The 22,812-nt window shown below is 61.9% G+C and carries 24 protein-coding genes and 1 tRNA gene; 17 read left to right on the top strand and 8 right to left on the bottom strand.

Going from position 1 to position 22,812, the window contains the following annotated elements; translation table 11 throughout:
- Position 1 precedes the first annotated feature (1 nt).
- Together C8C94_RS23750 and ugpQ are read left to right on the top strand one after the other, a co-directional pair.
- Positions 2 to 370 (top strand): VOC family protein, encoded by a 369-nt coding sequence (locus C8C94_RS23750; RefSeq protein ID WP_121422464.1) that lies wholly within the window; start codon positions 2 to 4, stop codon positions 368 to 370.
- Positions 367 to 1,152: a glycerophosphodiester phosphodiesterase gene (ugpQ, locus tag C8C94_RS23745; protein WP_121422463.1), complete on the top strand. Its 786-nt coding sequence runs from the start codon at positions 367 to 369 to the stop codon at positions 1,150 to 1,152. Before C8C94_RS23750 ends, ugpQ begins: the two co-directional genes overlap by 4 nt.
- Before the next feature lie 111 nt (positions 1,153 to 1,263).
- Here the strand turns inward: ugpQ and C8C94_RS23740 are convergent, their stop codons facing one another.
- Entirely contained in the window at positions 1,264 to 2,232 is a 969-nt protein-coding gene (locus C8C94_RS23740) for a tripartite tricarboxylate transporter substrate binding protein (RefSeq protein ID WP_055399149.1), read from the bottom strand.
- Positions 2,233 to 2,408: 176 nt separating this feature from the next.
- Entirely contained in the window at positions 2,409 to 2,687 is a 279-nt protein-coding gene (locus C8C94_RS23735; RefSeq protein WP_121422462.1) for a hypothetical protein, read from the bottom strand.
- A 72-nt stretch (positions 2,688 to 2,759) separates the two neighbouring features.
- Between C8C94_RS23735 and hemA the strand changes: the two genes are divergently transcribed.
- The 6 genes from hemA (at position 2,760) to C8C94_RS23705 (ending at position 9,289) form a co-directional block, all read left to right on the top strand.
- On the top strand, positions 2,760 to 4,079 hold the full coding sequence (hemA, locus tag C8C94_RS23730) for a glutamyl-tRNA reductase (protein ID WP_121422461.1): 1,320 nt from the start codon (positions 2,760 to 2,762) through the stop codon (positions 4,077 to 4,079).
- Between the two features lie 114 nt (positions 4,080 to 4,193).
- A complete protein-coding gene (prfA, locus tag C8C94_RS23725; protein ID WP_121422460.1) occupies positions 4,194 to 5,282 on the top strand; it encodes a peptide chain release factor 1 in 1,089 nt (362 codons plus the stop codon).
- A 72-nt stretch (positions 5,283 to 5,354) separates the two neighbouring features.
- A complete protein-coding gene (gene prmC, locus C8C94_RS23720; protein WP_121422459.1) occupies positions 5,355 to 6,206 on the top strand; it encodes a peptide chain release factor N(5)-glutamine methyltransferase in 852 nt (283 codons plus the stop codon).
- Positions 6,207 to 6,269: 63 nt separating this feature from the next.
- A complete protein-coding gene (gene grxD / locus C8C94_RS23715) occupies positions 6,270 to 6,593 on the top strand; it encodes a Grx4 family monothiol glutaredoxin (protein ID WP_121422458.1) in 324 nt (107 codons plus the stop codon).
- A gap of 156 nt (positions 6,594 to 6,749) precedes the next feature.
- On the top strand, positions 6,750 to 7,757 hold the full coding sequence (locus C8C94_RS23710) for an AAA family ATPase (protein WP_121422457.1): 1,008 nt from the start codon (positions 6,750 to 6,752) through the stop codon (positions 7,755 to 7,757).
- A 173-nt stretch (positions 7,758 to 7,930) separates the two neighbouring features.
- Positions 7,931 to 9,289: a hemolysin family protein gene (locus tag C8C94_RS23705; protein WP_121422456.1), complete on the top strand. Its 1,359-nt coding sequence runs from the start codon at positions 7,931 to 7,933 to the stop codon at positions 9,287 to 9,289.
- Between the two features lie 135 nt (positions 9,290 to 9,424).
- On the opposite strand, the gene C8C94_RS23700 is transcribed toward C8C94_RS23705, so the two are convergent.
- Together C8C94_RS23700 and C8C94_RS23695 are read right to left on the bottom strand one after the other, a co-directional pair.
- Positions 9,425 to 10,126, bottom strand: coding sequence for a lytic transglycosylase domain-containing protein (locus tag C8C94_RS23700; RefSeq protein ID WP_121422455.1), 702 nt, complete (start codon positions 10,124 to 10,126; stop codon positions 9,425 to 9,427).
- Positions 10,123 to 11,865: a proline--tRNA ligase gene (locus C8C94_RS23695; RefSeq protein WP_121422454.1), complete on the bottom strand. Its 1,743-nt coding sequence runs from the start codon at positions 11,863 to 11,865 to the stop codon at positions 10,123 to 10,125. The genes C8C94_RS23700 and C8C94_RS23695 overlap by 4 nt, the downstream gene beginning before the upstream one ends.
- A gap of 92 nt (positions 11,866 to 11,957) precedes the next feature.
- Between C8C94_RS23695 and C8C94_RS23690 the strand changes: the two genes are divergently transcribed.
- Positions 11,958 to 12,626: an RNA pyrophosphohydrolase gene (locus tag C8C94_RS23690; RefSeq protein WP_055399169.1), complete on the top strand. Its 669-nt coding sequence runs from the start codon at positions 11,958 to 11,960 to the stop codon at positions 12,624 to 12,626.
- Between the two features lie 113 nt (positions 12,627 to 12,739).
- On the opposite strand, the gene proB is transcribed toward C8C94_RS23690, so the two are convergent.
- From proB to rplU, 4 genes are all read right to left on the bottom strand, one after another.
- Positions 12,740 to 13,879, bottom strand: a complete 1,140-nt coding sequence (proB, locus tag C8C94_RS23685; protein ID WP_121422453.1) for a glutamate 5-kinase — start codon at positions 13,877 to 13,879, stop codon at positions 12,740 to 12,742.
- A gap of 92 nt (positions 13,880 to 13,971) precedes the next feature.
- Complete coding sequence (gene cgtA, locus C8C94_RS23680) at positions 13,972 to 15,042, bottom strand: Obg family GTPase CgtA (RefSeq protein WP_055399173.1); 1,071 nt, start codon at positions 15,040 to 15,042, stop codon at positions 13,972 to 13,974.
- A 171-nt stretch (positions 15,043 to 15,213) separates the two neighbouring features.
- Positions 15,214 to 15,471: a 50S ribosomal protein L27 gene (gene rpmA / locus C8C94_RS23675; protein ID WP_008905145.1), complete on the bottom strand. Its 258-nt coding sequence runs from the start codon at positions 15,469 to 15,471 to the stop codon at positions 15,214 to 15,216.
- A 15-nt stretch (positions 15,472 to 15,486) separates the two neighbouring features.
- The gene (gene rplU / locus C8C94_RS23670; protein ID WP_005794184.1) at positions 15,487 to 15,798 is read right to left on the bottom strand and encodes a 50S ribosomal protein L21; all 312 of its coding nucleotides are present in this window, start codon (positions 15,796 to 15,798) and stop codon (positions 15,487 to 15,489) included.
- 227 nt (positions 15,799 to 16,025) lie between these two features.
- Between rplU and C8C94_RS23665 the strand changes: the two genes are divergently transcribed.
- The 8 genes from C8C94_RS23665 to C8C94_RS23630 all read left to right on the top strand — a co-directional run bounded on the left by C8C94_RS23665 (position 16,026) and on the right by C8C94_RS23630 (position 22,793).
- A complete protein-coding gene (locus C8C94_RS23665) occupies positions 16,026 to 16,955 on the top strand; it encodes a polyprenyl synthetase family protein (protein WP_121422452.1) in 930 nt (309 codons plus the stop codon).
- A 40-nt stretch (positions 16,956 to 16,995) separates the two neighbouring features.
- A tRNA-Pro gene (locus C8C94_RS23660) sits at positions 16,996 to 17,072 on the top strand.
- 133 nt (positions 17,073 to 17,205) lie between these two features.
- On the top strand, positions 17,206 to 18,945 hold the full coding sequence (gene pilB, locus C8C94_RS23655) for a type IV-A pilus assembly ATPase PilB (protein WP_121422451.1): 1,740 nt from the start codon (positions 17,206 to 17,208) through the stop codon (positions 18,943 to 18,945).
- A 17-nt stretch (positions 18,946 to 18,962) separates the two neighbouring features.
- Entirely contained in the window at positions 18,963 to 20,180 is a 1,218-nt protein-coding gene (locus C8C94_RS23650) for a type II secretion system F family protein (RefSeq protein WP_121422450.1), read from the top strand.
- Positions 20,180 to 21,058: an A24 family peptidase gene (locus tag C8C94_RS23645; protein WP_121422449.1), complete on the top strand. Its 879-nt coding sequence runs from the start codon at positions 20,180 to 20,182 to the stop codon at positions 21,056 to 21,058. The genes C8C94_RS23650 and C8C94_RS23645 overlap by 1 nt, the downstream gene beginning before the upstream one ends.
- Positions 21,059 to 21,061: 3 nt before the next feature.
- Positions 21,062 to 21,682, top strand: coding sequence for a dephospho-CoA kinase (coaE, locus tag C8C94_RS23640; RefSeq protein WP_121422448.1), 621 nt, complete (start codon positions 21,062 to 21,064; stop codon positions 21,680 to 21,682).
- An 85-nt stretch (positions 21,683 to 21,767) separates the two neighbouring features.
- The gene (zapD, locus tag C8C94_RS23635) at positions 21,768 to 22,523 is read left to right on the top strand and encodes a cell division protein ZapD (protein WP_055399185.1); all 756 of its coding nucleotides are present in this window, start codon (positions 21,768 to 21,770) and stop codon (positions 22,521 to 22,523) included.
- Positions 22,524 to 22,574: 51 nt separating this feature from the next.
- Positions 22,575 to 22,793 carry a DNA gyrase inhibitor YacG gene (locus tag C8C94_RS23630; protein WP_055399187.1) on the top strand — a complete coding sequence of 73 codons (219 nt, stop codon included), beginning with the start codon at positions 22,575 to 22,577 and terminating at the stop codon, positions 22,791 to 22,793.
- Positions 22,794 to 22,812: the final 19 nt, after the last annotated feature.

Raw genomic sequence — 22,812 nt, 5'->3', positions numbered from 1 at the left:
GATGCCACCCAAGCCAGCTGCCAGTACCGGGGGCAAGGTTCAGGCCACAGTCCCGGTGCTGGCGTCTCTGGACCTTGCAGAAACCCTGCGGTTCTACACCAGGCACCTGGGCTTTGATCCGCTGCTGGAGATGGACAACTACCTGATCCTGCAGCGCGATGGCTGCGAGCTGCACTTCTGGCCCTGCACCGAGCGCCACATTGCAGAGAACACCTCGTGTTATGTGCGTGCCGACACAGAAGCGCTGCACGCGGATTTCACGGCGCGCGGCCTGCAGCTGGCGCCACCTGTTGTCCAGCCCTGGGGCATGAAGGAGATGTTCGTCATCGACCCCCACGGCAACCTGCTGAAATTTGGTGAACCCGCATGAGCGTACCCTCGCCCGCCCTCGCCCCCTGGCCCTACCCCCGCTGGATCGCCCACCGTGGCGCTGGCAAGCTCGCCCCTGAAAACACCCTGGCCGCCTTCCGGCTGGGAGCACAGTATGGCTATCGCATGTTCGAGTGCGATGCCAAGCTGAGTGCCGACGGCGTACCGTTTCTGATGCACGATGCCACGCTGGACCGCACGACCAATGGCGCGCAGGCACTGGGCTCGGCAGCCAGCGCGGTCGGGGGCGATCACCCCTGGGCGGCCCTGTCACAGCTGGATGCTGGCGCCTGGCATTCACGCAGCTACGCCGGCGAGCCGCTCCCCACGCTGGAGAACATTGCGCACTACTGCATTGCCAACGGGTTCTTGCTGAACATCGAGATCAAGCCAACACCCGGCGTGGAGGAAAAGACTGGCCAGGTAGTGGGCGAGCATGCGGCGCGGCTGTGGCACGGCCAGGCGGTGTTGCCCCTGTTCTCGTCATTCCGACCCGAAGCGCTGGCTGGCGCCCGCGCCACAGCACCCCACATCCCCCGCGCCCTGTTGCTGGACACGCTGTGGGACGGCTGGCACAACACGGCCCGCGAGCTGGGCTGCGTGGCCATCGTCTGCAACCACGCGCTGTGGGATGCGGCGCTGGTTGCGCGCATCCACGGCGACGGCCTGCGCGCGCTGAGCTACACGGTGAACGACGACTGGGCCGCACAGCGGCTCATCGCCCTGGGCACGGACGGCATCATCACCGACCGCGTGGACTTCTTTTCGCCCGTCACGCCATAGGGCGCGCCTTCAAACCATCCACGCCCCAAGCCAGTGCCACCGTGGAACCGGCTTCGCCGGGCCAGGGGTCGCGTCCCCCTTCAGGGGGAAGGCGTGCAGCGCCTCAGGGGGTCAGTCCAGCTTCGCGCCCGACTTTTTCACCGCCTCGGCCCAGCGTGGCATCTCGGACGCCAGGAATTTCGCGAAGTCCTCCGAGCCCAGAAACGCCGGGTCGGCCCCCTGGCTCACCATGCGGTTGCGCACATCGGGCATCTGCAGCACCTGGCCGAAGGCCTCGCTGAGCTTGTTCACAGCCTCCTTGGGCGTGCCGGCCGGGGCCAGAAAGCCATAGAAACCCACCACCTCGAATCCCTTGATGCCACTCTCGATCACCGTGGGCACATCGGGCAGTGCGGGGTTGCGCTCCTTGCTGGTCACCGCCAGGGCGCGCACCTTGCCCTGTTTGTGGTACGCGGCGGCCTGGGGGATGCTCTCGGCCATGAACTGCACCTGCCCGCCCATGAGGTCGGTGAACGCAGGGGCACTACCCCGGTAGGGGATGTGCACCATGAACAGACCCGTGGCGGTCTTGAACATCTCGGGCACCAGGTGGCTGATGCCACCATTGCCCGCCGAGCCAAAGTTGACCTGGCCCGGCTTGGCCCGGGCGTAGTCCATGAACTCCTTGAGGCTCTTGGCAGGCACGTTGGGGTTCACCAGCAGCGCCAGTGGCTGCATGGCGGTGCGCGCAATCGGCACAAAGTCCTTGAGGGTCGAATACGGCAACCGGCTGTAGAGCCCCGGGTTGATCACCATCACACCCGTGTTGGCCAGCATGATGGTGTGGCCGTCGGGCGGTGCTTTCATCACGTCCTGCGCGCCCACGGTGCCACCGGCACCGGCCTTGTAGTCCAGCACCACCGGCTGGCCGAGCACGGCCTGCAGCTTATCGGACAGCAGGCGTGCATGCTGGTCCAAAGGCCCGCCAGCCGGGAAGCCCACGACCACACGTATGGGTTTGGACGGGAAAGCCTGTGCGTGCACGGCAGCGGAAAGGGCCAAGCCCGCAGCCAGGGTGATCCAGGTACGCAGCAGCTTCATGGGGAATGTCTCCAGCAGTCGGTGTAGGGGGCTTCGTCAGCGGCGGGTGAAACCGCCAATACCCATGACATGGCACGCCATAGGGGCGGCACCAAGGCTATCAGACACAAGGGCGCCAGAGCCCCCAAAACCACCCCTCGCAAACCCTCAAAACACGTGACGGCTTGCTGAAAGCTTCAAGCTTTCCAGCCCCGCACCAGCACCCACTGGCAGGTAGCGCAGGCCACAACCAGGGCGGCATAGGTCAGCATCTTGCCGTCACGCCCCCACAGCACCAGCCCCGCTGCGAGCACCGCCACACCCACGGCAAACAGAATCACCCAGCGCAGCCACACCGACATCGCCGAGGCACTGCGGGAGCCCACCAGACGGCCCGAAAGCACCAACACCAGCGCCATGGCGGCGGCGGGTGCAACAAAGTTGAGAAGGTGGTTGGCGATGTCCAGTGGACCCATGGAATTGACCCAAATCAAGGCTTGAACAAGCAAGGCCGCCTGTTCGGGCCAACAATTTTATAATCGCAGCTTATGGCAGTCTGGGCCCTCGGCATCAACCACACCACCGCGCCGCTCGATCTGCGTGGCCGGTTCGCGTTCGCGCTCGACCAGATTGCCCCCACGTTGCACGGTTTGCGCCAGTCGCTGGGCACCACCAGCCGCCATCCCGGGGTGGAAACAGCCATCATCTCCACCTGCAACCGCACCGAAATTTACTGCGCGGGCGAGCAGGCAGCCATGGACCATACGCTGGGCTGGCTGGCCCAGAGCGGCGGCGTCAGCCCCGCGCTGCTGCGCTCGCACTCGTACACCCTGGAAGACAGCCTCGTCGCACGCCACGCCTTCCGCGTGGCCAGCGGGCTCGATTCGATGGTGCTGGGCGAGGCCCAGATCCTCGGCCAGATGAAAGACGCCGTGCGCGCCGCCGAAACCGCTGGCGCCCTGGGCACCACGCTCAACCAGCTGTTCCAGCGCAGCTTTGCCGTGGCCAAGGAAGTGCGCAGCAGCACCGAGATTGGTGCGCACAGCATCAGCATGGCCGCCGCCGCAGTGCGTTTGGCGGGCCAGCTGTTTGAAGACATCTCCGAGACCAAGATTTTGTTCGTCGGCGCGGGCGAGATGATCGAACTGTGTGCCACGCACTTCGCCGCCAAGAACCCCAAGGCCATCGCCATTGCCAACCGCACCCTGGAGCGCGGCGAAAAGCTCGCCACCCGCTTTGGCGGCGAGGTGATGCGCCTGGCCGACCTGCCCGAGCGCCTGCACGAGTTCGACGCCGTCATCAGCTGCACCGCGAGCAGCCTGCCCATCATCGGCCTGGGTGCCGTGGAGCGCGCACTCAAGAAGCGCCGCCACCGCCCCATGTTCATGGTCGATCTGGCCGTGCCGCGCGACATCGAGCCCGAGGTCAAGGCCCTGGGCGACGTGTACCTCTACACCGTGGACGACCTGGCCAGTGTGGTGCAGACCGCGCAGGCCAACCGCCAGGCCGCCGTGGCCCAGGCCGAGGCCATCATCGACGCGGGCGTGCAGAGCTTCATGCACTGGATGGAGCTGCGCAGCCCTGTCGGCCAAGCCGGTGGTGTGGTACCGCTGATTCAGCAGCTCAACGCCCAGACCGACGAGTGGCGTGCGCTGGAAATCGCGCGCGCCAAGAAGCTGCTGGCCAAGGGCGAGGATGTGGACGCCGTGCTCGAAGCCCTCTCGCGCGGCCTCACGCAGAAGATGCTGCACGGCACCTTGGCCGAGCTGCGGGCGGGCGACGCCGAGGTGCGCGCCCAGACGGCACAGACCGTCTCGCGCCTGTTCCTGCGCTCGCAAAGCAAGACGCCCAGCAACAACGGCCTGTAGCGGCGCTCGCCCGCTCCGCAGCCGCCCCGGTTTTCATCAAAATCGGCCCCCAGCGCTTGATACACAAGCGCCACCAGCTACCAAATATGTAGCAAACCATTTTTCCAGAATTCCATGAAACCCTTTCTCCGCAGCCAACTGGAGCGCTACGCACAGCGCCTGGGCGAACTCGACTTCCTGCTCTCGCGCGAAGACATCATGAGCGACATGGCGCAGTACCGGCGCATCTCCGTCGAGCATGCCGAGGTGACGCAAGTCGCAGGCCGCTATGCCCGTTACCAGCAGCGCGAGGCCGACCTGGCGGGCGCCCGCGAGATGCTGGCCGACCCCGACATGGCCGAAATGGCGCAGGAAGAAATCACCAGCGCCGAGGCCGAACTGGTGCAGCTGGAGGATGAACTGCAGCGCCTGCTGCTGCCCAAGGACCCCGACGATGCGCGCAATGCGTTTGTCGAAATCCGCGCGGGCACGGGTGGCGACGAATCGGCCCTGTTTGCGGGCGATCTGACCCGCATGTACACCCGCTACGCCGCCAACGTGGGTTGGAAGGTGGAAGTGGTGAGCGAGAACGCGGCGGAGCTGGGTGGCTACAAGGAAATCGTGCTGCGCATTGAGGGTGACCACGTCTATGGCGCGCTCAAGTTCGAATCCGGCGGCCACCGCGTGCAGCGCGTGCCCGCCACCGAGACGCAGGGCCGCATCCACACCAGCGCCTGCACCGTGGCCGTGATGCCCGAGCCCGACGAGCACGAGGCCATCAAGCTCAACCCGGCCGACCTGCGCATCGACACCTTCCGCGCCAGCGGCGCGGGCGGCCAGCACATCAACAAAACCGACTCGGCCGTGCGCGTGGTGCACTTGCCCACCGGCATCGTGGCCGAATGCCAGGACGGCCGCAGCCAGCACAGCAACAAGGCCAAGGCGCTGCAGGTGCTGCAGGCCCGCATCCAAGAAAAAGAGCGCAGCGAGCGCGCCGCCAAAGAGGCCGCGCTGCGCAAGGGCCTGATCGGCAGCGGCGACCGCAGCGACCGCATCCGCACCTACAACTTCCCGCAGGGGCGGCTGACGGACCACCGCATCAACCTCACGCTGTACAAGCTGCTGTACGTGATGGAAGGCGATCTGGCCGATGTGCTGCAGGCGCTGCAGCATGCGCGCGAGGCTGAGCAGCTGGAAGAGCTGGAGATGGGCGCCACAGGCTGAGTTTTTCCAAAATTTGAACCCAATTGGCCTCTTGCGCCCGACCATCCAGCGCAAGCAGCTATCAAAATCATAGTGAAATCCGCCCCACCCACCCTCGCCCAGGCCTTGGCCCAGGCCCACACGCTGGGCCTGGCACGCATCGACGCGCAACTGCTGCTGCTGCACGCCGTGGGGCGCCCCGATGCGGGCCGCGCCTGGCTGCTGGCCCACGATACGGACGCGATGGACGAAGCCGCACGCGGCCAGTTCATGGCCCTGTGCCAGCGCCGCCTGGCGGGCGAACCGGTGGCCTACCTCACCGGCCGCAAGGAGTTCTACGGCCTGCCACTGCAGGTGGACGCGCGCGTGCTGGACCCGCGCCCCGACACCGAAACGCTGGTGGACTGGGCGCTGGAGGTCATCGCCCCGCTGGCATCGCCGCGCGTGGTGGACCTGGGCACCGGCAGCGGCGCGATTGCCCTGGCGCTGCAAAGCCAGCGCGCCGACGCCCAGGTGCTGGCGGTGGATGCCAGTGCCGATGCCCTGGCCGTAGCGCAGGCCAACGCTGAGCGGCTGGGCCTGCCCGTGCAGTTCCAGCCAGCCAACTGGCTGGCGGGCGTGGAGGGCCCCTTCGATGCCATCGTCTCCAACCCGCCCTACATCCCCAGCGCCGATCCGCACCTGGCCGCGCTGACGCACGAGCCACTGCAGGCCCTGGCCAGCGGCGCAGACGGCCTGGAAGACATCCGCACCATCGTGGCCCAGGCACCCACCAACCTGCGCCCCGGCGGCTGGCTGCTGCTGGAGCATGGCTACGACCAAGCAGAGGCTGTGCAGGCGCTGCTGGCCGCCCAGGGCTTTGCCCAGGTACAAAGCCGCAATGACCTCGCTGGCATTGCGCGTTGCACGGGCGGGCAGTGGCCTTTGCCGAAGACAGTGAAATAATCCACCCCATTGCGGGCTCCCTGCCACCCTCTGCCCGCCAGCCCCATTCAAGGAGTTTTACCCATGAGCGACACCCAACAACGCATCGACACCCTCGTCAAATCCAGCGACATCCTGCTGTTCATGAAGGGCAACGCCAGCTTCCCCATGTGTGGCTTCTCGGGCCGCGCGATCCAGATCCTCAAGGCCTGCGGCGTGGACCCCAAGAGCGTGGTCACCGTCAACGTGCTCGAAGACGACGCCATCCGCCAGGGCATCAAGGAATACAGCAACTGGCCCACCATCCCCCAGCTGTACGTGAAGGGCGAGTTCATCGGCGGCTCGGACATCATGATGGAGATGTACGAGTCGGGCGAACTCAAGCAGGTGCTGGGCACCGAAGGCTGATCGACGCAGCCGTTGCGCCACCCGCCAACAGGCCGCCTTCGGGCGGCCTTTTTGTTTGCCCGCAACAGAGGCACCAATCAGGGGCTTTTCCGATGGAGCAGCGGGCATGTTGTGTGCTTGAATGGTTGCGTGACGTAACCCTCACAGGAGCATGCAATGACCAGCCATAGCCTTGTTCCCCAGTCCCCCGCCCTGCGCCTGCCGGTGGCCCAGATGCGCAACGTGTTCCATCCGGGTGATGTGGAACGCAAGCTTGCACGGCTGCAAGAGTCGGGCAACCAGCGCGAATACGAAACCCTGCGCACCGTGTACGAACGCATGCTGGAGCGCGGCCCGGAGCGTTTTCAGGTCAAGCCCTCGGGCATCCCCGACATGGCCAGCCTGTACGAACAATTGCCCAACTTCACCGAGGTGCTGGACGATGTGAAGCGCCATGTGGCGCTGGCGCAGGACAGCAGCGACGGCCTGGAAGTCACGCCCATGCTGCTGCTGGGCCCGCCCGGCATCGGCAAGACCCACTTTGCACGCCATCTGGCCGAGCTGCTGGGCACGGGCATGAACCTGCTGCCCATGAGTTCGATGACCGCGGGCTGGCTGCTGTCGGGCTCGTCGGCCCAGTGGAAGGGCGCGCGGCCCGGCAAGGTGTTTGAAGCGCTGGTCGAGGGCGAATACGCCAACCCCGTGATCGTGGTGGACGAGATCGACAAGGCCAGCAGCGATGCGCAATACGACCCGCTGGGCGCGCTGTACAGCCTGCTCGAATACGACACGGCCCAGAGCTTTACCGACGAGTTTGCCGAGGTGGCCATCGACGCGAGCCAGGTGATCTGGATCACCACAGCCAACGACACGCGCGGCATCCCCGACCCCATCCTGAACCGCATGAACGTGTTTGAGGTGGAGGCGCCCACGCTGGATCAAGCCCGCACCATCGCCCGCAATCTGTACCAGGGCATCCGCGCGGGGCATGACTGGGGCCGCCTGATCGACCCCGAGCCGCTGGATGACGTGCTCGACCACCTGGCCCAGATGCCCCCGCGCGAGATGCGGCGGGCGCTGATGACGGGCTTTGGCAACGCGCGGCTGGACCGCCGGTCCACCGTGGAGATTGCTGATCTGCCCAAGGCGGCGTCAGGGCGCAGCCGCATCGGTTTCGTGCAATAACAAGGCCCCCGCCGCCAGTCCTGCGCTCGCCCGCAGGACTGGCCTTCGGGGCCCCAACCCCGAAGGCCCACCAGCCCCCCCCCGGTGTGTGCACACCTGGGGTAGGTGCCTGCGGAACGCCCAGATACACTCAGTCATCCGGTGTGCCGCAGCGCCACGCTCCGTCGCCATTCATGACCCTCTCCCAAAGCCTCTTTGTCATCGGGCTGCTGATTGCAGCCAGCGCCTTTTTCTCCATGGCCGAGATCTCGCTCGCCGCAGCGCGCCGCCTGCGCCTGCGGCAGATGGCCGACGAAGGGGATGCCAGGGCGGACCAGGTGCTGCGCATGCAGGAGCAGCCGGGCGACTACTTCACCGTGGTGCAGGTGGGGCAGAACGCCGTGGCCATCCTGGGCGGTATCGTGGGCGAAGGTGCGCTGAGCCCCCACTTCACCACGCTGTTCGGCCTGTGGCTGTCGGAATCAGCCGCGCAGAAGGCGGGCTTTCTCGCCTCGTTCCTGGTCATCACCTCCCTTTTCATCCTGTTTGCCGACCTGTTCCCCAAGCGCCTGGGCATGGCCGAGCCCGAGCGGCTGGTGGTGCGGCTGGCGCAGCCCATGGCCTGGTGCATGGCGCTGCTGCGCCCTGTGGTGTGGTTCTACAGCCGGGGGGCGGATGCGCTGTTCCGGGTGCTGGGCATGTCGTCGTTGCGGGACGACCGCATCACCTCGGATGACATCCTGGCGATGATGGAAGCGGGTGCGCGTGCCGGTGTGCTGGCCGCCCGCGAGCAGCAGGTCATCACGAATGTGTTCGAACTGGACACGCGCATGGTGTCCAGCGCCATGTCGCCGCGCGACCGTGTGGCCTTCTTCTTGCGCGACGAGCCGGACTCCGTGATCCGCCTGCGCATTGCGGCCGAGCCTTTCTCAACCTACCCCGTGTGCGAGGGGGACATCGACCATGTGGTGGGCTATGTGGATGCCAAGGACCTGTTCCAGCGCGTGCTGAACAACCAGCCCATTTCGCTGGCCGATGACAGTCTGGTGCGCAAGGTGCTGATCGTCCCAGACCGGCTCACGCTGTCGGAGGTGCTGGAACAGTTCCGCCAGGTGCATGAAGACTTTGCCGTCATCGTCAACGAATACAGCCTGGTGGTGGGCGTGGTCACCCTGAACGATGTGATGAGCACCGTGATGGGCGACCTGGTGGGCCCGGCGGATGAAGAGCAGATTGTGCGGCGCGATGAAAACTCGTGGCTCATCGACGGCGTCACACCGGTCGAGGACGTGCTGCGCGCACTGTCGCTGGACGAGCTGCCCCACGCGGGCGACTACGAAACCCTGGCCGGGTTCCTGATGGTGATGCTGCGGCGCGTTCCGCGCCGGACGGACAGCGTGAGCTGGGGTGGCTACAAGTTCGAGGTGCTGGACGTGGACAGCTACCGCATCGACCAGGTCATGGTGTCTCGCCTCGGTACCGCCCAGTCAGCAGGTTCCGGCCAGACCATCCAGGCCTCCCCAGCAGACAGCGCTGCGCCGACTTCGAGCTAGGCCTGTGGGCGAACGGGCACCATCGGCTTTTCGGGAGCTGACTCCCGTTGCCGCTTGCAGAGTTTCAGACAATCAGCCAAATTGGCATTTAGCGCTTGATGGACAAGCGCAAGCAGCTATATAAACAATAGCAAATCAGGCAGCGGGCAGCTGTGAACCCTCGGCAAACAACCAGTTGCGCTGTGCGCGAAACACTGCGTCTGGATACGGTGAGCGCCCGCGGCTGCCGTTATAGCGCCCCAGCGCCATGAACAGGTCGCCCCGCTCCCGGTCGATGTAGTGCCGCAAGATCACACAACCAAAGCGCAGATTGGTCTGCATGTGAAACAGCTTGCCCGGGTCACCATCCCCAATCACCCGTGTCCAGAAGGGCATGACCTGCATGTAACCACGTGCGCCCACGCTGGACACCGCGTATTTGCGGAACGCACTCTCCACCTGGATCAGGCCCAGAACCAGGGACACATCGAGCCCGGCGCGCTTGGATTCGTACCAGGCGGTCTGCAGGAAGTCGCGACGAACCTCCCACTCGGGCTTGCGGCGGCGCAGGCGGTCGCTCATGGCGGCGAGCCAGCGCACGTAGTGAATGCGGGCTTCGGTGGTGAAAAAATGGGGCTCTGGCGGTGCCTGGTTGGCAATGGCCGAACTGAGGGCGGTGCGCACAGAGTCCATCAGGGGCTCTTCCAGCTGCCCGCCCGCATGGGCCAGCGAGGGCGCCGCCAGCCAAACCGCAGGTGCGGACAGAGCCGACAGCGCCGTCAGGCACACGCGCCGGGATACACAGCCCCTATCATCGGGAGCTGTGCCCGCCGCAGAAACCAGCCGCGCCGCGTTCATACCGCCATGCGGCCCTTCACGTGGGCCAGGATGTCTGCCACCGCCACCTTGGTGGCCGCTGGGTCACGGCGGTGCTGGTACTCGACCACGCCGTCTTTGAGGCTCTTGTCGCCAATGGTCACGCGGTGGGGCACACCGATCAGTTCCCAGTCGGCAAACATGGCACCGGGGCGCTCACCCCGGTCGTCCAAGATTACGTCGACGCCCGCAGCCAGCAGGTCGGCATAGAGCTGTTCGGCCGTGGCCTTGACGCCTTCGCTGCGGTCCATGCCTACGGGGCAGACCACCACGGTGAAGGGGGCAATCGCGTCGGGCCAGATGATGCCGCGCTCGTCGTGGTTTTGCTCGATGGCCGCAGCGGGCAAGCGCGTGACGCCAATGCCGTAGCAGCCCATTTCAAAAAATGCGGGCCTGCCGTCGTCACCAAGGAAGGTGGCGTTCATGTCCTTGCTGTATTTGGTGCCCAGGTAGAACACATGACCCACTTCAATACCGCGCTCAATCGCCAGCTCGCCCTTGCCGTCGGGCGAGCGGTCGCCCGCCACCACATTGCGCAGGTCGGCCACGGCGTCGGGCTCCGGCAGGTCGCGGCCCCAGTTCACGCCGGTGATGTGGAAGTCCACCTCATTGGCGCCGCAGATCCAGTCAGCCATCAGGGCGACTTCGCGGTCGGCCACGATCTTCAAAGGCTTCTTCAGGCCGATGGGGCCCAGGTAACCGGGCTTGCAGCCGAAATGGTCTTCGATTTCGCCCACCGTGGCAAAACGGAAACCCGCCAGCCCCGGCACCTTACCCACCTTGATCTCGTTCATGTCGTGGTCGCCGCGCAGAAGCAGCAGCCAGACCTGGGTCTTGACAATTTCGCCGGCTTCGTTGGTTTCGTCTGTAGCCAGCACGAGCGACTTGACCGTAGTGTTCAGAGGCACGCCGAGCAGTTCTGCCACATCGGCGCAAGTGCTCTTGCCAGGCGTGGCCGTTTTGGTCAACTCCTGAGTGGCTGCGCCGCGTGGGCCGGCAGGGGCCAGCGCTTCGGCTTTTTCCATGTTGGCGGCGTAGTCGCTCTGTGGGCAGTAGACGATGGCGTCTTCGCCCGTGGCAGCGATCACCTGGAACTCTTCGGAGAGGTCGCCACCGATGGCACCACTGTCGGCCGCCACGGCGCGGTAGGTCAGGCCAAAGCGGTCAAAAATGCGGCGGTAAGCCTGCGCCATGACCTGGTAGCTGGCCTTGGCCGAGGCTTGGTCGCGGTCGAAGCTATAAGCATCCTTCATGATGAACTCGCGTCCGCGCATCAGGCCGAAGCGCGGACGGCGCTCGTCGCGGAACTTGGTCTGGATCTGATAGAAGTTCTTCGGCAGCTGCTTGTAGCTCTTGAGCTCCTGGCGCGCGATGTCAGTGATCACTTCTTCGCTGGTGGGCTGCACCACGAAGTCGCGCCCGTGGCGGTCCTGGATGCGAAGCAACTCGGGGCCCATCTTTTCAAAGCGACCCGTTTCCTGCCAGAGCTCAGCGGGCTGCACCACAGGCATGGTCAGTTCCACGGCGCCTGCACGGTTCATTTCCTCGCGCACGATGGCTTCCACCTTGCGGATCACCCGCAGCCCCATGGGCATGTAGTTATAGATGCCAGCGCCCAGCTTCTTGATCAGCCCCGCCCGCGTCATGAGTTTGTGGCTGACCACTTCGGCATCCGCCGGAGCTTCCTTGAGGGTGGAAATAAAGAATTGGGAGGCTTTCATCGGAATCGATTGCAGGCAGAACGGGGCCGTCCACTTGCTGCGCGCTAGGCGCCGTGCATAATGGACACAGTTTAAAAATTTGGGGTTTGATTATGCTTGACCGGGACGGCTTTCGGCCGAACGTCGGCATCATCCTGCTCAACCAGAAAAACCAGGTGTTCTGGGGCAAGCGTATACGCACCCACAGCTGGCAGTTTCCGCAGGGTGGCATTGACCGGGGAGAAACTCCCGAGCAAGCCATGTTCCGTGAGCTGCATGAAGAAGTGGGCTTATTGCCCAACCACGTACGCGTGGTGGCCCGCACCCGGGACTGGTTGCGCTATGAGGTGCCTGACCGGTACATCCGCCGCGATGCACGCGGACACTACAAGGGCCAGAAACAAATCTGGTATCTGCTTCAACTGGTAGGACACGACTGGGACCTGAACCTGCGTGCCACCAACCATCCGGAATTCGACGCCTGGCGCTGGAACGACTACTGGGTTCCGCTGGATGTCGTGGTCGAATTCAAGCGTGGCGTCTATGAAATGGCGCTGACGGAACTGGCCCGCTTCCTGCCTCGCCACGAGCAGCGCAACCGCTACCTGCGCAGTGGCATGCGCACGCGCGAGGGCGAACACGCGGGCACCATGTTTCGGACGGGGTCCATGCTGATCAATCCGGGCATGGAGCTTCCACCGGGGGCCAGTTTCGATCCGGATCCGCAGAACAGTGTGCCCGGAGAGCTGGACGGACTGCCTGCGGTCACCACGCCGCGTTAATTCATTGGCGAGGTGATCGCCAGTCCCATGAAAAACGCCTGCAAATCGCAGGCGTTTTTGTTGGTGGACTGATGGTGTCTTTGAGTAGCCTTGTTGGCTGCTGGCTTTCGCCATCAGCTGGCGGCCAGCACCATGTTGTCTCGATGCACCATCTCTGGCTCGGCAACGTAACCCAGGAGCTTTTCGAATTCGGTCGAAGGCTTGCGGCACAACATTCTGGCCTCGGCCGCAGCATAGTTGGCCAGGCCACGGGCGATTTCGGTGCCGGATGCGTCGCGCACGGCAATCACGTCGCCGCGCGAAAAGTCACCCTCCACAGCCGTCATACCGATAGGCAGCAGACTCTTGCCTTCATCACGCACCTTGGCGGCCGCCCCCGCGTCCACCACCACCGAGCCGCGCAATTGCAGGTGATCGGCCATCCACTGTTTGCGGGCTTGCTTTTTTTGCGTCTGGGCCACAAGGAGCGTACCCAGCGCCTCCCCTTGAACGAGGCGAACCAGCACATCGGATTCGCGCCCCCAGGCAATGACCGTGGAGGCGCCAGAACCAGCAGCGCGCTTGGCCGCAAGGATCTTGGTGATCATGCCGCCCTTGCCAATGCTGGAACCCGCACCACCGGCCATGGCCTCCAGCGCTGGGTCGCCGGCCTTGGCTTCGTGCACAAACTGCGCGGACACATCGCGGCGCGGGTCGGCCGTGTACAGGCCCTTCTGGTCGGTGAGGATGATCAGCGCGTCGGCCTCGACCAGGTTCGCCACCAGGGCGCCCAGGGTGTCGTTGTCGCCGAACTTGATTTCGTCGTTGACGACGGTGTCGTTCTCATTGATCACCGGCACCACGCCCAGGCGCAAGAGCGTCAGCAGGGTCGAGCGCGCATTCAGGTAGCGCTCGCGGTCGGCCAGGTCCGCGTGGGTGAGCAGCACCTGCGCGCTGCCCATGCCTTGCTCGCGCAGCTTGGTTTCGTACATCTGCGCCAACCCCATCTGCCCAACGGCAGCGGCGGCCTGCAGCTCGTGAACTTCGTTCGGCCGCGTGGTCCAGCCCAAGCGCTTCATGCCTTCGGCAATGGCACCACTGGACACCATCACAACCTCGCGCGGCACCCCACCATCGCCACGCACCAGAGCCGCAAGCTGACGGCTCCACTCGCCAATGGCGGTTTCGTCGAGGCCACGGCCCTCGTTGGTCACAAGACTGGAGCCTACCTTGACCACGATGCGGCGGGCGTCACGCAATACGCTGGAAACCATTTTTTAAGTATTTTTGGCCGCTAGCGCTTATCCAAAAAGCGCCAATAGCTATTATTAATATAGCAAATGAGAACGCAGACCGTGACTACAAATCAGGCTGGCGCATCCCCTGCAAAACGTGGATCAATTTCCACTGGCTCGTTCTCCACCCGCTGTTCGGACTGCACATGGCGGAAGATCGCATGGATCAGCGGCTCGCAGCCTTCACGCGTCAGGGCAGAAATCTCAAACACCGGCCCCTTCCACTTGAAGCGCTTGACGAAATCCTTCACACGGGCTTCCCGCTCTTCGGTGGGCACCATGTCCAGCTTGTTCAGCACCAGCCAGCGCGGCTTGTTGTACAGCTGCTGGTCATACTTCTTGAGCTCGTTGACGATGGCTTTGGCCTGGGCCACCGGGTCCACCGCATCGTCGAAAGGCGCCAGATCCACAATGTGCAGCAGCAGGCGGGTGCGCTGCAGATGGCGCAGAAACTGGTGCCCGAGGCCCGCACCTTCCGAAGCGCCTTCGATGAGACCGGGAATATCAGCCACCACAAAACTCTGCTCCGGCCCCACGCGAACCACACCCAGGTTGGGATGCAGCGTCGTAAAGGGATAGTCTGCAATCTTGGGGCGAGCGTTGGACACCGCCGTGATGAAGGTGGACTTACCCGCATTGGGCATGCCCAGCAGGCCCACGTCGGCCAGCACCTTCAACTCCAGCTTCAGGTTCTTCTTCTCGCCGGGCCAGCCTGGTGTCTTCTGGCGCGGGGCCCGGTTGATAGCGCTCTTGAAGCGCATATTGCCAAAGCCGCCATCACCACCCTTTGCAATGGTGATGACCTCGCCCGGGTTCAGCAGCTCGTAGAGCACCTCACCCGTTTCGGCGTCTGTGATGATGGTGCCGACCGGCATCTTGAGGGTGATGTCAGCACCAGCCGCACCAAACATATCCGATCCCATGCCATGCTCGCCCCGCTTGGCCTCGTGCCTGCGCGAATAGCGAAAGTCCACCAGGGTGTTCAGGTTCGGATCAGCCACGGCAAAAACATGCCCGCCGCGACCACCGTCCCCGCCGTTGGGACCGCCGAATTCCTTGTACTTTTCGTGCCGAAAAGACACGCAGCCATTGCCACCATCACCGGCGGCAATGTCAATAAAGGCTTCATCGACGAACTTCATGGGATATCCAGTTTACAAAAGGGCGCAGCACCAGCAGCAGACTGCCTGATTCTGTCGGAACTGCGGAACGCCTTGCAGGCGCCGTCTGCCGACGACTTGAGCGCCATCGTACAGACCAAACAACAAAGCCCCGGCAAAGCGGGGCTTCGATGGCTACCAGAGGAACGAACCTCAGGCAGGAGTCACATTGACCGTGGACTTGGACAACGCACCCTTGGTGCCGAACGACACGTGGCCGTCCACCAAGGCAAACAAGGTGTGGTCCTTGCCCACGCCGACATTGTTGCCGGGATGGAAACGTGTGCCACGTTGGCGCACGATGATCGAGCCAGCGCTGATCAGTTCACCACCGAACGCCTTGACACCCAGCATCTTTGGCTTGGAGTCACGTCCGTTTCGCGTAGAGCCGCCGCCTTTTTTCTGTGCCATGACTAGCTCCTTCGATTAAGCAGCAATCGCACCGATTTGCAGCTCAGTGAACTGCTGGCGATGGCCTTGGCGTTTTTGATAGTGCTTGCGACGGCGCATCTTGAAGATGTGCACTTTGTCGTGCTTGCCGTGGGCCACGACAGTGGCTTTCACGGTTGCGCCGGACACCAGGGGCGTACCAACCTTCAGTTCAGCGCCGTTGCCGACAGCCAGAACCTGGTCGATCACAATTTCCTGGCCTACGTCCGCAGCAATCTGTTCTACTTTAATTTTTTCGCCGGAAGCAACGCGATACTGCTTGCCGCCGGTTTTTATGACCGCGTACATGTTGACCTCTTGATATGAGTTCTGCAGACGAATTTCCGCAGAGCCCAAGAGTATAGCGCATTGCAATACAACACACCACCCCCCGCTTTCAGCGACAGCACCGCCGCCTCGATGGTCGCAACGAAGCGCCTCCGGTGCTTCCTATAATCCGGTCTCTTTCTGTGACCACCATCTTGACTGACCACACCGCCCCCGCAGCATCCCCTCTCTTGCTCGTTGCACAAGACATGCACGAGGTCGACAAGGTCATTGGTCAGCGCCTGACGTCCAGCGTCCCTCTGGTGGCCCAGATATCGCAGTACATCATTGCCGCTGGCGGAAAACGCCTGCGACCGGCACTGCTGCTGATGGTCTGCGGCGCCCTGGGGTATCGGGGCGCACATCGGCACAGCCTCGCGGCCGTTGTGGAACTGATCCACACCGCCACACTGCTGCACGACGATGTCGTGGACGCATCCACCCTGCGCAGAGGCCGACCCACGGCGAACGAAACCTTTGGCAACCCCGCCAGCGTGCTTGTTGGGGATTTTCTGCACACCCGCTCCTTCCAGATGATGGTCGAGGCGGGCAGCATGCGGATCATGGAGATACTCTCGGAGGCCACCAACGTGATCGCCGAGGGTGAGGTGTTGCAGCTGATGAACATGCATGACGCATCGCTCGACGAAGCGGGTTACCTGCGCGTCATTCGCTCTAAAACCGCCAAACTGTTTGAAGCCAGCGCACGCCTCGGCGCAGTACTCGCCGAGAGCTCGCCTGAAATTGAGGAAGCTTGCGCAACCTACGGACAAGCGTTGGGCACCGCTTTCCAGATCATTGACGACGTCCTCGACTACGACGGGGATGCGACTGAGATGGGGAAAAACCTGGGGGACGATCTGCGCGAAGGCAAGTCCACCCTCCCCCTCATCGCTGCCATGGAGCGCGGCACCGAAATTCAGGCGCAGGTCGTGCGCCAAGCCATTGAACAAGGCTCGACCGACCAACTGGCAGACATCGCGCAAATCGTCCGCGAGACCGGCGCACTGGAAGTCACACGGGCCGCCGCCTTTAGCGAGGCCCGCCGGGCCATGGCGGCTGCAGAGCAATTACCAACCAACGCATATTCAGCAGCTTTGCTAGAATTGGCCGCACAGTTGCTTACAAGACGCAACTGATCTGCCCATTGCATCAGCTTCTGAGCGCAATAGCGGCACACGGGGTGTAGCTTAGCCTGGTAGAGCGCTACGTTCGGGACGTAGAGGCCGGAGGTTCGAATCCTCTCACCCCGACCATAAATACCAGTGCATTTTCAGCAATAGCACCCTTTTTGTGGTGCTGTTGCCAATCTTGAATCTCTGTACAGCCTTCAGATGATCGGTGATGATAGGATGGTTTCTTTTCCACACCTAACATATTTCCGGTTACATGGCCGCTGTCGATACTGCCCCCAAAGAAGCCTCCGCAGTGGCCCTCCCCGGATTGGGCAGGGCCCTGATGTCTGCTGGCAAGCTGACCCAAAAGGCAGCAGAGGACATTTACAAAAAATCACAAACTAGCCGGACCAGCTTTATTGCCGAACTGACCGGTTCTGGCGCGGTGTCAGCTGCCGACTTGGCCCATACCGTGTCGGCTGTGTTTGGTGCACCCTTACTCGACCTGGATGCGATTGATCCGTCACGGCTTCCGAAAGAACTGCTCGACGGTAAGATATGCCAAGCATATCGGGTTGTTGTGCTCAGCAAGCGCAATAATCGCCTGATTGTTGCAACTGCAGACCCTACGGACCAGGAAGCAGCCGAAAAAATAAAATTCACCACCCAGATGGGGGTGGACTGGATTATTGCTGAGTATGACAAGCTCAGCCGCCTGGTAGAAACCACCACCAAATCGGCCAGTGAATCTTTGGAGACGCTGACGGGTGGTGGTGGTGATTTTGAATTTGACGACTCACCCATCGAAGAGGCGCCAGACAATAACGATACCGGAGCTACTGATGTAGAAGATGCTCCCATCGTCAAGTTCTTGCACAAAATGCTTCTGGACGCATTCAACATGCGTGCGTCCGATTTACATTTTGAACCTTATGAGCATCAATACCGCGTGAGATTTCGGATTGATGGTGAATTGCGAGAAATCGCGTCCCCACCAATAGCCATCAAGGACAAGCTCGCATCTCGCATCAAGGTGATTTCTCGCCTGGACATTTCTGAAAAGCGGGTACCGCAAGACGGACGCATGAAACTCAAGGTGGGCCCGGACAGAGTCATTGATTTCCGGGTCAGCACCCTCCCGACCTTGTTTGGGGAAAAGATTGTTATCCGTATTCTGGACCCCAGCAGCGCCAAGCTGGGTATTGATGCATTGGGCTATGAACCCCAAGAGAAAGAGCGCCTGCTCGAAGCCATTGGGCGTCCCTATGGAATGATTTTGGTTACGGGCCCCACGGGCTCCGGCAAAACCGTTTCCCTTTATACCTGCTTGAATCTTCTCAACAAGCCAGGCGTCAATATTGCCACAGCGGAAGATCCATCCGAAATCAATCTTCCAGGCGTTAACCAGGTCAATGTGAATGAAAAGGCTGGACTAACCTTTGCGGTAGCCCTCAAATCCTTTCTGCGGCAAGATCCTGACATTATCATGGTCGGCGAAATCCGTGATCTGGAAACTGCGGACATTTCCATCAAAGCAGCACAAACGGGGCATTTGGTGTTATCAACGCTTCACACCAATGATGCCCCCACTACTTTGACGCGCATGCGCAATATGGGGATCGCCCCGTTCAATATTGCTTCCAGCGTTATTCTCATCACAGCGCAGCGCTTGGCCCGCAGGTTGTGCCCCACCTGCAAGGCGCCGGCCGATATACCGCATGAATCGCTGCTCGAAGCAGGGTACAAAGAAGAAGAAATTGATGGAAGCTGGGTCACGTACCGCCCCGTAGGCTGCTCCGCTTGTAACAACGGATATAAGGGACGGGTCGGCATCTACCAAGTCATGCCGATCTCTGAGGACATCCAACGTATCATCCTGCGCGACGGGAGTGCACTTGAAATCGCTGAACAGGCGAGAGCAGAAGGCGTGCGCTCACTCCGCGAATCCGGCCTACACAAGGCAAGACTTGGCTTCACCTCGCTCGAAGAAGTGCTTGCCGTCACCAACGAATAACGACTAGAGGGTCCAGCATGGCAACCGCTGCATCACGGGATATCAAGGATTTTGTTTTTGAATGGGAAGGCAAAGACCGCCATGGCAAGATAGTGCGGGGCGAGGTGCGTGCGTCTGGCGAGAACCAGGTGCAAGCCACGCTCCGCCGCCAGGGCGTTTTTCCCACCAAGATTAAGAAACGCCGGATGCGTTCTGGCAAGAAGATCAAACCCAAAGACATCGCGTTGTTCACGCGTCAACTTGCCACCATGATGAAAGCAGGCGTTCCACTTCTGCAATCGTTTGATATTGTGGGACGAGGGAATACCAACGCAAGTGTTACCAAACTACTCAACGACATCCGCTCCGATGTCGAAACAGGCACTTCCCTGAATGCTGCATTTCGCAAGCATCCCATGTATTTCGATAGCCTCTACTGCAATCTCGTGGAAGCAGGCGAAGCAGCCGGTATTTTAGAAGCCCTGCTGGACCGTTTAGCCACCTACATGGAAAAAACGGAGGCCATCAAATCAAAAATCAAATCGGCTTTGATGTATCCCATTTCCGTGGTAATCGTTGCCTTTGTAGTGGTTACGATTATCATGATTTTTGTGATCCCTGCATTCAAGGAAGTTTTTTCATCATTTGGTGCCGATTTACCCGCTCCTACACTTTTCGTGATGGGTATTAGTGAAATATTTGTAAAGTGGTGGTGGTTGATCTTCGGTGTAATTGGTGGAGGCTTTTTCTTTTTCATGCAGGCCTGGAAAAGAAATGAAAAAATGCAGATGTTCATGGATCGCGTGCTATTGAAGATTCCGATTTTTGGGGCTTTGATCGACAAATCCTGCGTTGCGCGCTGGACACGTACTCTGTCCACGATGTTTGCGGCAGGGGTGCCACTGGTTGAAGCTCTGGACTCCGTCGGTGGTGCTTCGGGCAATTCGGTGTATTCCATGGCAACCGAAAAAATCCAGCAGGAAGTCTCTACCGGTACCAGCCTGACCGCAGCCATGGGCAACGCAAATATTTTTCCCTCCATGGTCCTTCAGATGTGCGCCATCGGGGAAGAATCAGGTTCCATTGACCACATGCTGGGCAAGGCTGCGGATTTCTATGAGGCAGAAGTGGACGAAATGGTGGCGGGCTTGTCCAGTTTGATGGAGCCCATCATCATCGTGTTCCTGGGTACGCTGATTGGCGGCATCGTCGTCTCCATGTACCTCCCAATCTTCAAACTCGGCCAAGTTGTGTAATGGAGATGACCGCTTGGTGGAATGCAAGTTTGGGTGGGATATTAGGGCTTCTGATCGGTAGCTTTCTCAATGTGGTCATCTACCGGCTTCCTAAAATCATGGAACGCCAGTGGGCTGAGGAGATCCGGGCAGCGCAGGCGCAGAGCGCGCAAGGAGATGCCGGTGCCGCACGTCCTGAACAGGAGCGGTTCAACCTCATGGTTCCCCGTTCCCGCTGCCCATCGTGTGGGCACATGGTCCAGTGGTACGAGAACATCCCTGTTTTGAGCTACCTTTTTCTGCGCGGGCGTTGCTCCGCGTGCAAGGCGCGGATCTCGGTACGCTATCCCTTGATCGAGATGGCGACGGGGGCCCTTTTCTTCCTGTGCATCCAGCGCTGGGGGATGACGCCCACGGGGCTCGTCTGGTGCGGGTTCTCGGCAGCCTTGGTCGCCTTGGCGTTCATCGACTGGGACACGACCCTGCTCCCGGACGACATCACTTTGCCGTTGCTGTGGGCTGGCCTGCTCGCTTCCGCGCTGCAGTGGATTGAGGTGCCCTTGTATGCCTCCGTGCTCGGCGCGGCAGCGGGGTATCTTTCGCTCTGGCTGGTTTACTGGGGATTCAAGCTCGCCACGGGCAAGGAAGGCATGGGCTATGGGGATTTCAAGCTGTTTGCCGCATTGGGTGCTTGGTTTGGCTGGCAGGCCCTGATCCCCATCATCCTGATGTCCTCAGTCATCGGTGCCGTCATCGGTATCGGGATGAAAGTCTTCAGCAGCCTGCGTGAAGGCGGCTACATCCCTTTCGGCCCCTTCCTGGTCGGCGCTGGTTTTACCGCTATGGTGTTTGGCCCCAACGCAATCCTTAACGCTGTCTTGAACCTTCTGGGCCTATAAACGATGAATCCGCGCAGGCGCCCCTTGCGCCTTGGCTTGACCGGGGGCATTGGCAGCGGAAAGAGCACCGTGGGCAGCATGTTCGCCGCGCTGGGAGGCAGCCTGATCGATGCAGACCAGCTGGCTCGCGACGTGACAGGCCCTCAAGGAGCGGCCATGGACGCAATCAGCGCCACTTTCGGGGCAGACTTCGTGGATGCGTCCGGCGCACTGGACCGCGCGCGAATGCGGGCTCTGGTCTTCAGCCACCCCGAGGCACGCGCCCAACTCGAAGGGATCGTGCACCCTCTGGTTACCCTGCATAGCAACGCGAAGGCCCAGCAGGCTGCGGACCAAGGCCATGCCCTGATCGTGTTTGACATCCCGTTGCTGGCGGAATCCGGCCGGTGGGCCCGCAGGCTCGATGCGGTCGTGGTGGTGGATTGCTCTGAAGAAACTCAGATCCAGCGGGTCATGCAACGCAGCGGCCTGGCGCGAGAGGTGGTGCAAGGCATCATCGCCTCACAGGCAAGCCGCACGGCGCGCCGAGCCGTGGCAGATGCCGTGATTGCCAACGACAGGGATTGCTCGCTAGAGGACCTGCGCCTGCAGACCCAGCAAGTGGCCACGCTGTTCGGGCTATGATGCGAACGAAACCGTTTGTGCTTTCACCCCATGCCGTGCGCCACCGGCGTCAGAATACTCCCTGAGCCCCCAGGAACCCGCCAGCGTGATCCTTTACGAATATCCCTTTAACGAGCGTCTCAGAACCTATCTGCGGCTTGAGCAGTTGTTCCGCCGGTTGGGAGAACTGATTCCCCGCTCCCACGCGCTCGACCACCACTTTGCGCTGGTAACCATCTTCGAAATCATGGATGTGGCGGCACGGGCCGACCTCAAGTCGGATGTGCTCAAGGACATCGAGAAGCACAAGCACCAGCTCGATAGCTACCGTGGCAATCCCTCGATCTCCGAAGCGGCCCTTGACGCAGTCATTGCCCAGCTCGACCGTTGTTTCACAGCTCTCAACACCCAATCAGGCAAGTCCGGACACTTGCTCACCGAAAACGACTGGCTGATGAGCATCCGCAGCCGGGTGGGCATTCCCGGTGGCACCTGCGGGTTCGATTTGCCTGCGTATTACGCGTGGCAGCACCATGAACCGGGTGTGCGCCAGCAGGCCCTCGAAGAGTGGGCATCGACCCTGGCCCCGCTGGCCGAATCCATCTATGTGTTGCTCAAGCTGCTGCGCGACTCTGGCGTTCCCCAGAAGGTGGCAGCAGAGCGCGGTCAATTTCAGCAGAACCTGCCGCAGGGCCGCACATTCCAGTTGCTGCGTCTGCGCATTGACCCGGCCCTGAACCTGATTCCCGAGATCAGTGGCAACCGCCTGATCGTCTCGGTGCGGCTCATGCGCCTGGAAAGTGATGGGCGCCTGCATGCCAGCAATGAAGATGCGGCCTTCGAGCTGACCCTGTGCGCGTAAGCTGCGGCGCCAGATAGGCAGCAGGCAAGGACATTGAGAACGACGACGAGCATGGCCAACTCTACGCACACCCAACCACGAGCACGCATCGTCACCTGCCCCAGTTGTGGCGGTGACAGTGTCTACAGCCCCGCCAACGTGTACCGCCCATTCTGCAGCGAGCGGTGCAAGCAGATCGACCTCGGCGCCTGGGCCAGCGAGGATTTCCGCATGCCTGCAGAGGCTCCACCCGCCGACGAACCTTATGGCGATCCTCGCCTGCAGCACTGACCTCGACTGGGAATTGCCC

It is taken from the genome of Acidovorax sp. 94 (genome assembly GCF_003634645.1).
Classification (GTDB): Bacteria; Pseudomonadota; Gammaproteobacteria; order Burkholderiales; family Burkholderiaceae_C; genus Acidovorax; species Acidovorax facilis.
Note: the sequence above shows the minus strand (reverse complement) of the source record. Positions and strands in the feature narration are given on the sequence as shown.

Coding starts and splice junctions, on each gene's coding strand:
- C8C94_RS23750 (WP_121422464.1), top strand. CDS start 2: ATGCCACCCAAGCCAGCTGCCAGTACCGGGGGCAAGGTTCAGGCCACA.
- ugpQ (WP_121422463.1), top strand. CDS start 367: ATGAGCGTACCCTCGCCCGCCCTCGCCCCCTGGCCCTACCCCCGCTGG.
- C8C94_RS23740 (WP_055399149.1), bottom strand. CDS start 2,232: ATGAAGCTGCTGCGTACCTGGATCACCCTGGCTGCGGGCTTGGCCCTT.
- C8C94_RS23735 (WP_121422462.1), bottom strand. CDS start 2,687: ATGGGTCCACTGGACATCGCCAACCACCTTCTCAACTTTGTTGCACCC.
- hemA (WP_121422461.1), top strand. CDS start 2,760: ATGGCAGTCTGGGCCCTCGGCATCAACCACACCACCGCGCCGCTCGAT.
- prfA (WP_121422460.1), top strand. CDS start 4,194: ATGAAACCCTTTCTCCGCAGCCAACTGGAGCGCTACGCACAGCGCCTG.
- grxD (WP_121422458.1), top strand. CDS start 6,270: ATGAGCGACACCCAACAACGCATCGACACCCTCGTCAAATCCAGCGAC.
- C8C94_RS23710 (WP_121422457.1), top strand. CDS start 6,750: ATGACCAGCCATAGCCTTGTTCCCCAGTCCCCCGCCCTGCGCCTGCCG.
- C8C94_RS23705 (WP_121422456.1), top strand. CDS start 7,931: ATGACCCTCTCCCAAAGCCTCTTTGTCATCGGGCTGCTGATTGCAGCC.
- C8C94_RS23700 (WP_121422455.1), bottom strand. CDS start 10,126: ATGAACGCGGCGCGGCTGGTTTCTGCGGCGGGCACAGCTCCCGATGAT.
- C8C94_RS23695 (WP_121422454.1), bottom strand. CDS start 11,865: ATGAAAGCCTCCCAATTCTTTATTTCCACCCTCAAGGAAGCTCCGGCG.
- C8C94_RS23690 (WP_055399169.1), top strand. CDS start 11,958: ATGCTTGACCGGGACGGCTTTCGGCCGAACGTCGGCATCATCCTGCTC.
- proB (WP_121422453.1), bottom strand. CDS start 13,879: ATGGTTTCCAGCGTATTGCGTGACGCCCGCCGCATCGTGGTCAAGGTA.
- cgtA (WP_055399173.1), bottom strand. CDS start 15,042: ATGAAGTTCGTCGATGAAGCCTTTATTGACATTGCCGCCGGTGATGGT.
- rpmA (WP_008905145.1), bottom strand. CDS start 15,471: ATGGCACAGAAAAAAGGCGGCGGCTCTACGCGAAACGGACGTGACTCC.
- rplU (WP_005794184.1), bottom strand. CDS start 15,798: ATGTACGCGGTCATAAAAACCGGCGGCAAGCAGTATCGCGTTGCTTCC.
- C8C94_RS23665 (WP_121422452.1), top strand. CDS start 16,026: ATGCACGAGGTCGACAAGGTCATTGGTCAGCGCCTGACGTCCAGCGTC.
- pilB (WP_121422451.1), top strand. CDS start 17,206: ATGGCCGCTGTCGATACTGCCCCCAAAGAAGCCTCCGCAGTGGCCCTC.
- C8C94_RS23650 (WP_121422450.1), top strand. CDS start 18,963: ATGGCAACCGCTGCATCACGGGATATCAAGGATTTTGTTTTTGAATGG.
- C8C94_RS23645 (WP_121422449.1), top strand. CDS start 20,180: ATGGAGATGACCGCTTGGTGGAATGCAAGTTTGGGTGGGATATTAGGG.
- coaE (WP_121422448.1), top strand. CDS start 21,062: ATGAATCCGCGCAGGCGCCCCTTGCGCCTTGGCTTGACCGGGGGCATT.
- C8C94_RS23630 (WP_055399187.1), top strand. CDS start 22,575: ATGGCCAACTCTACGCACACCCAACCACGAGCACGCATCGTCACCTGC.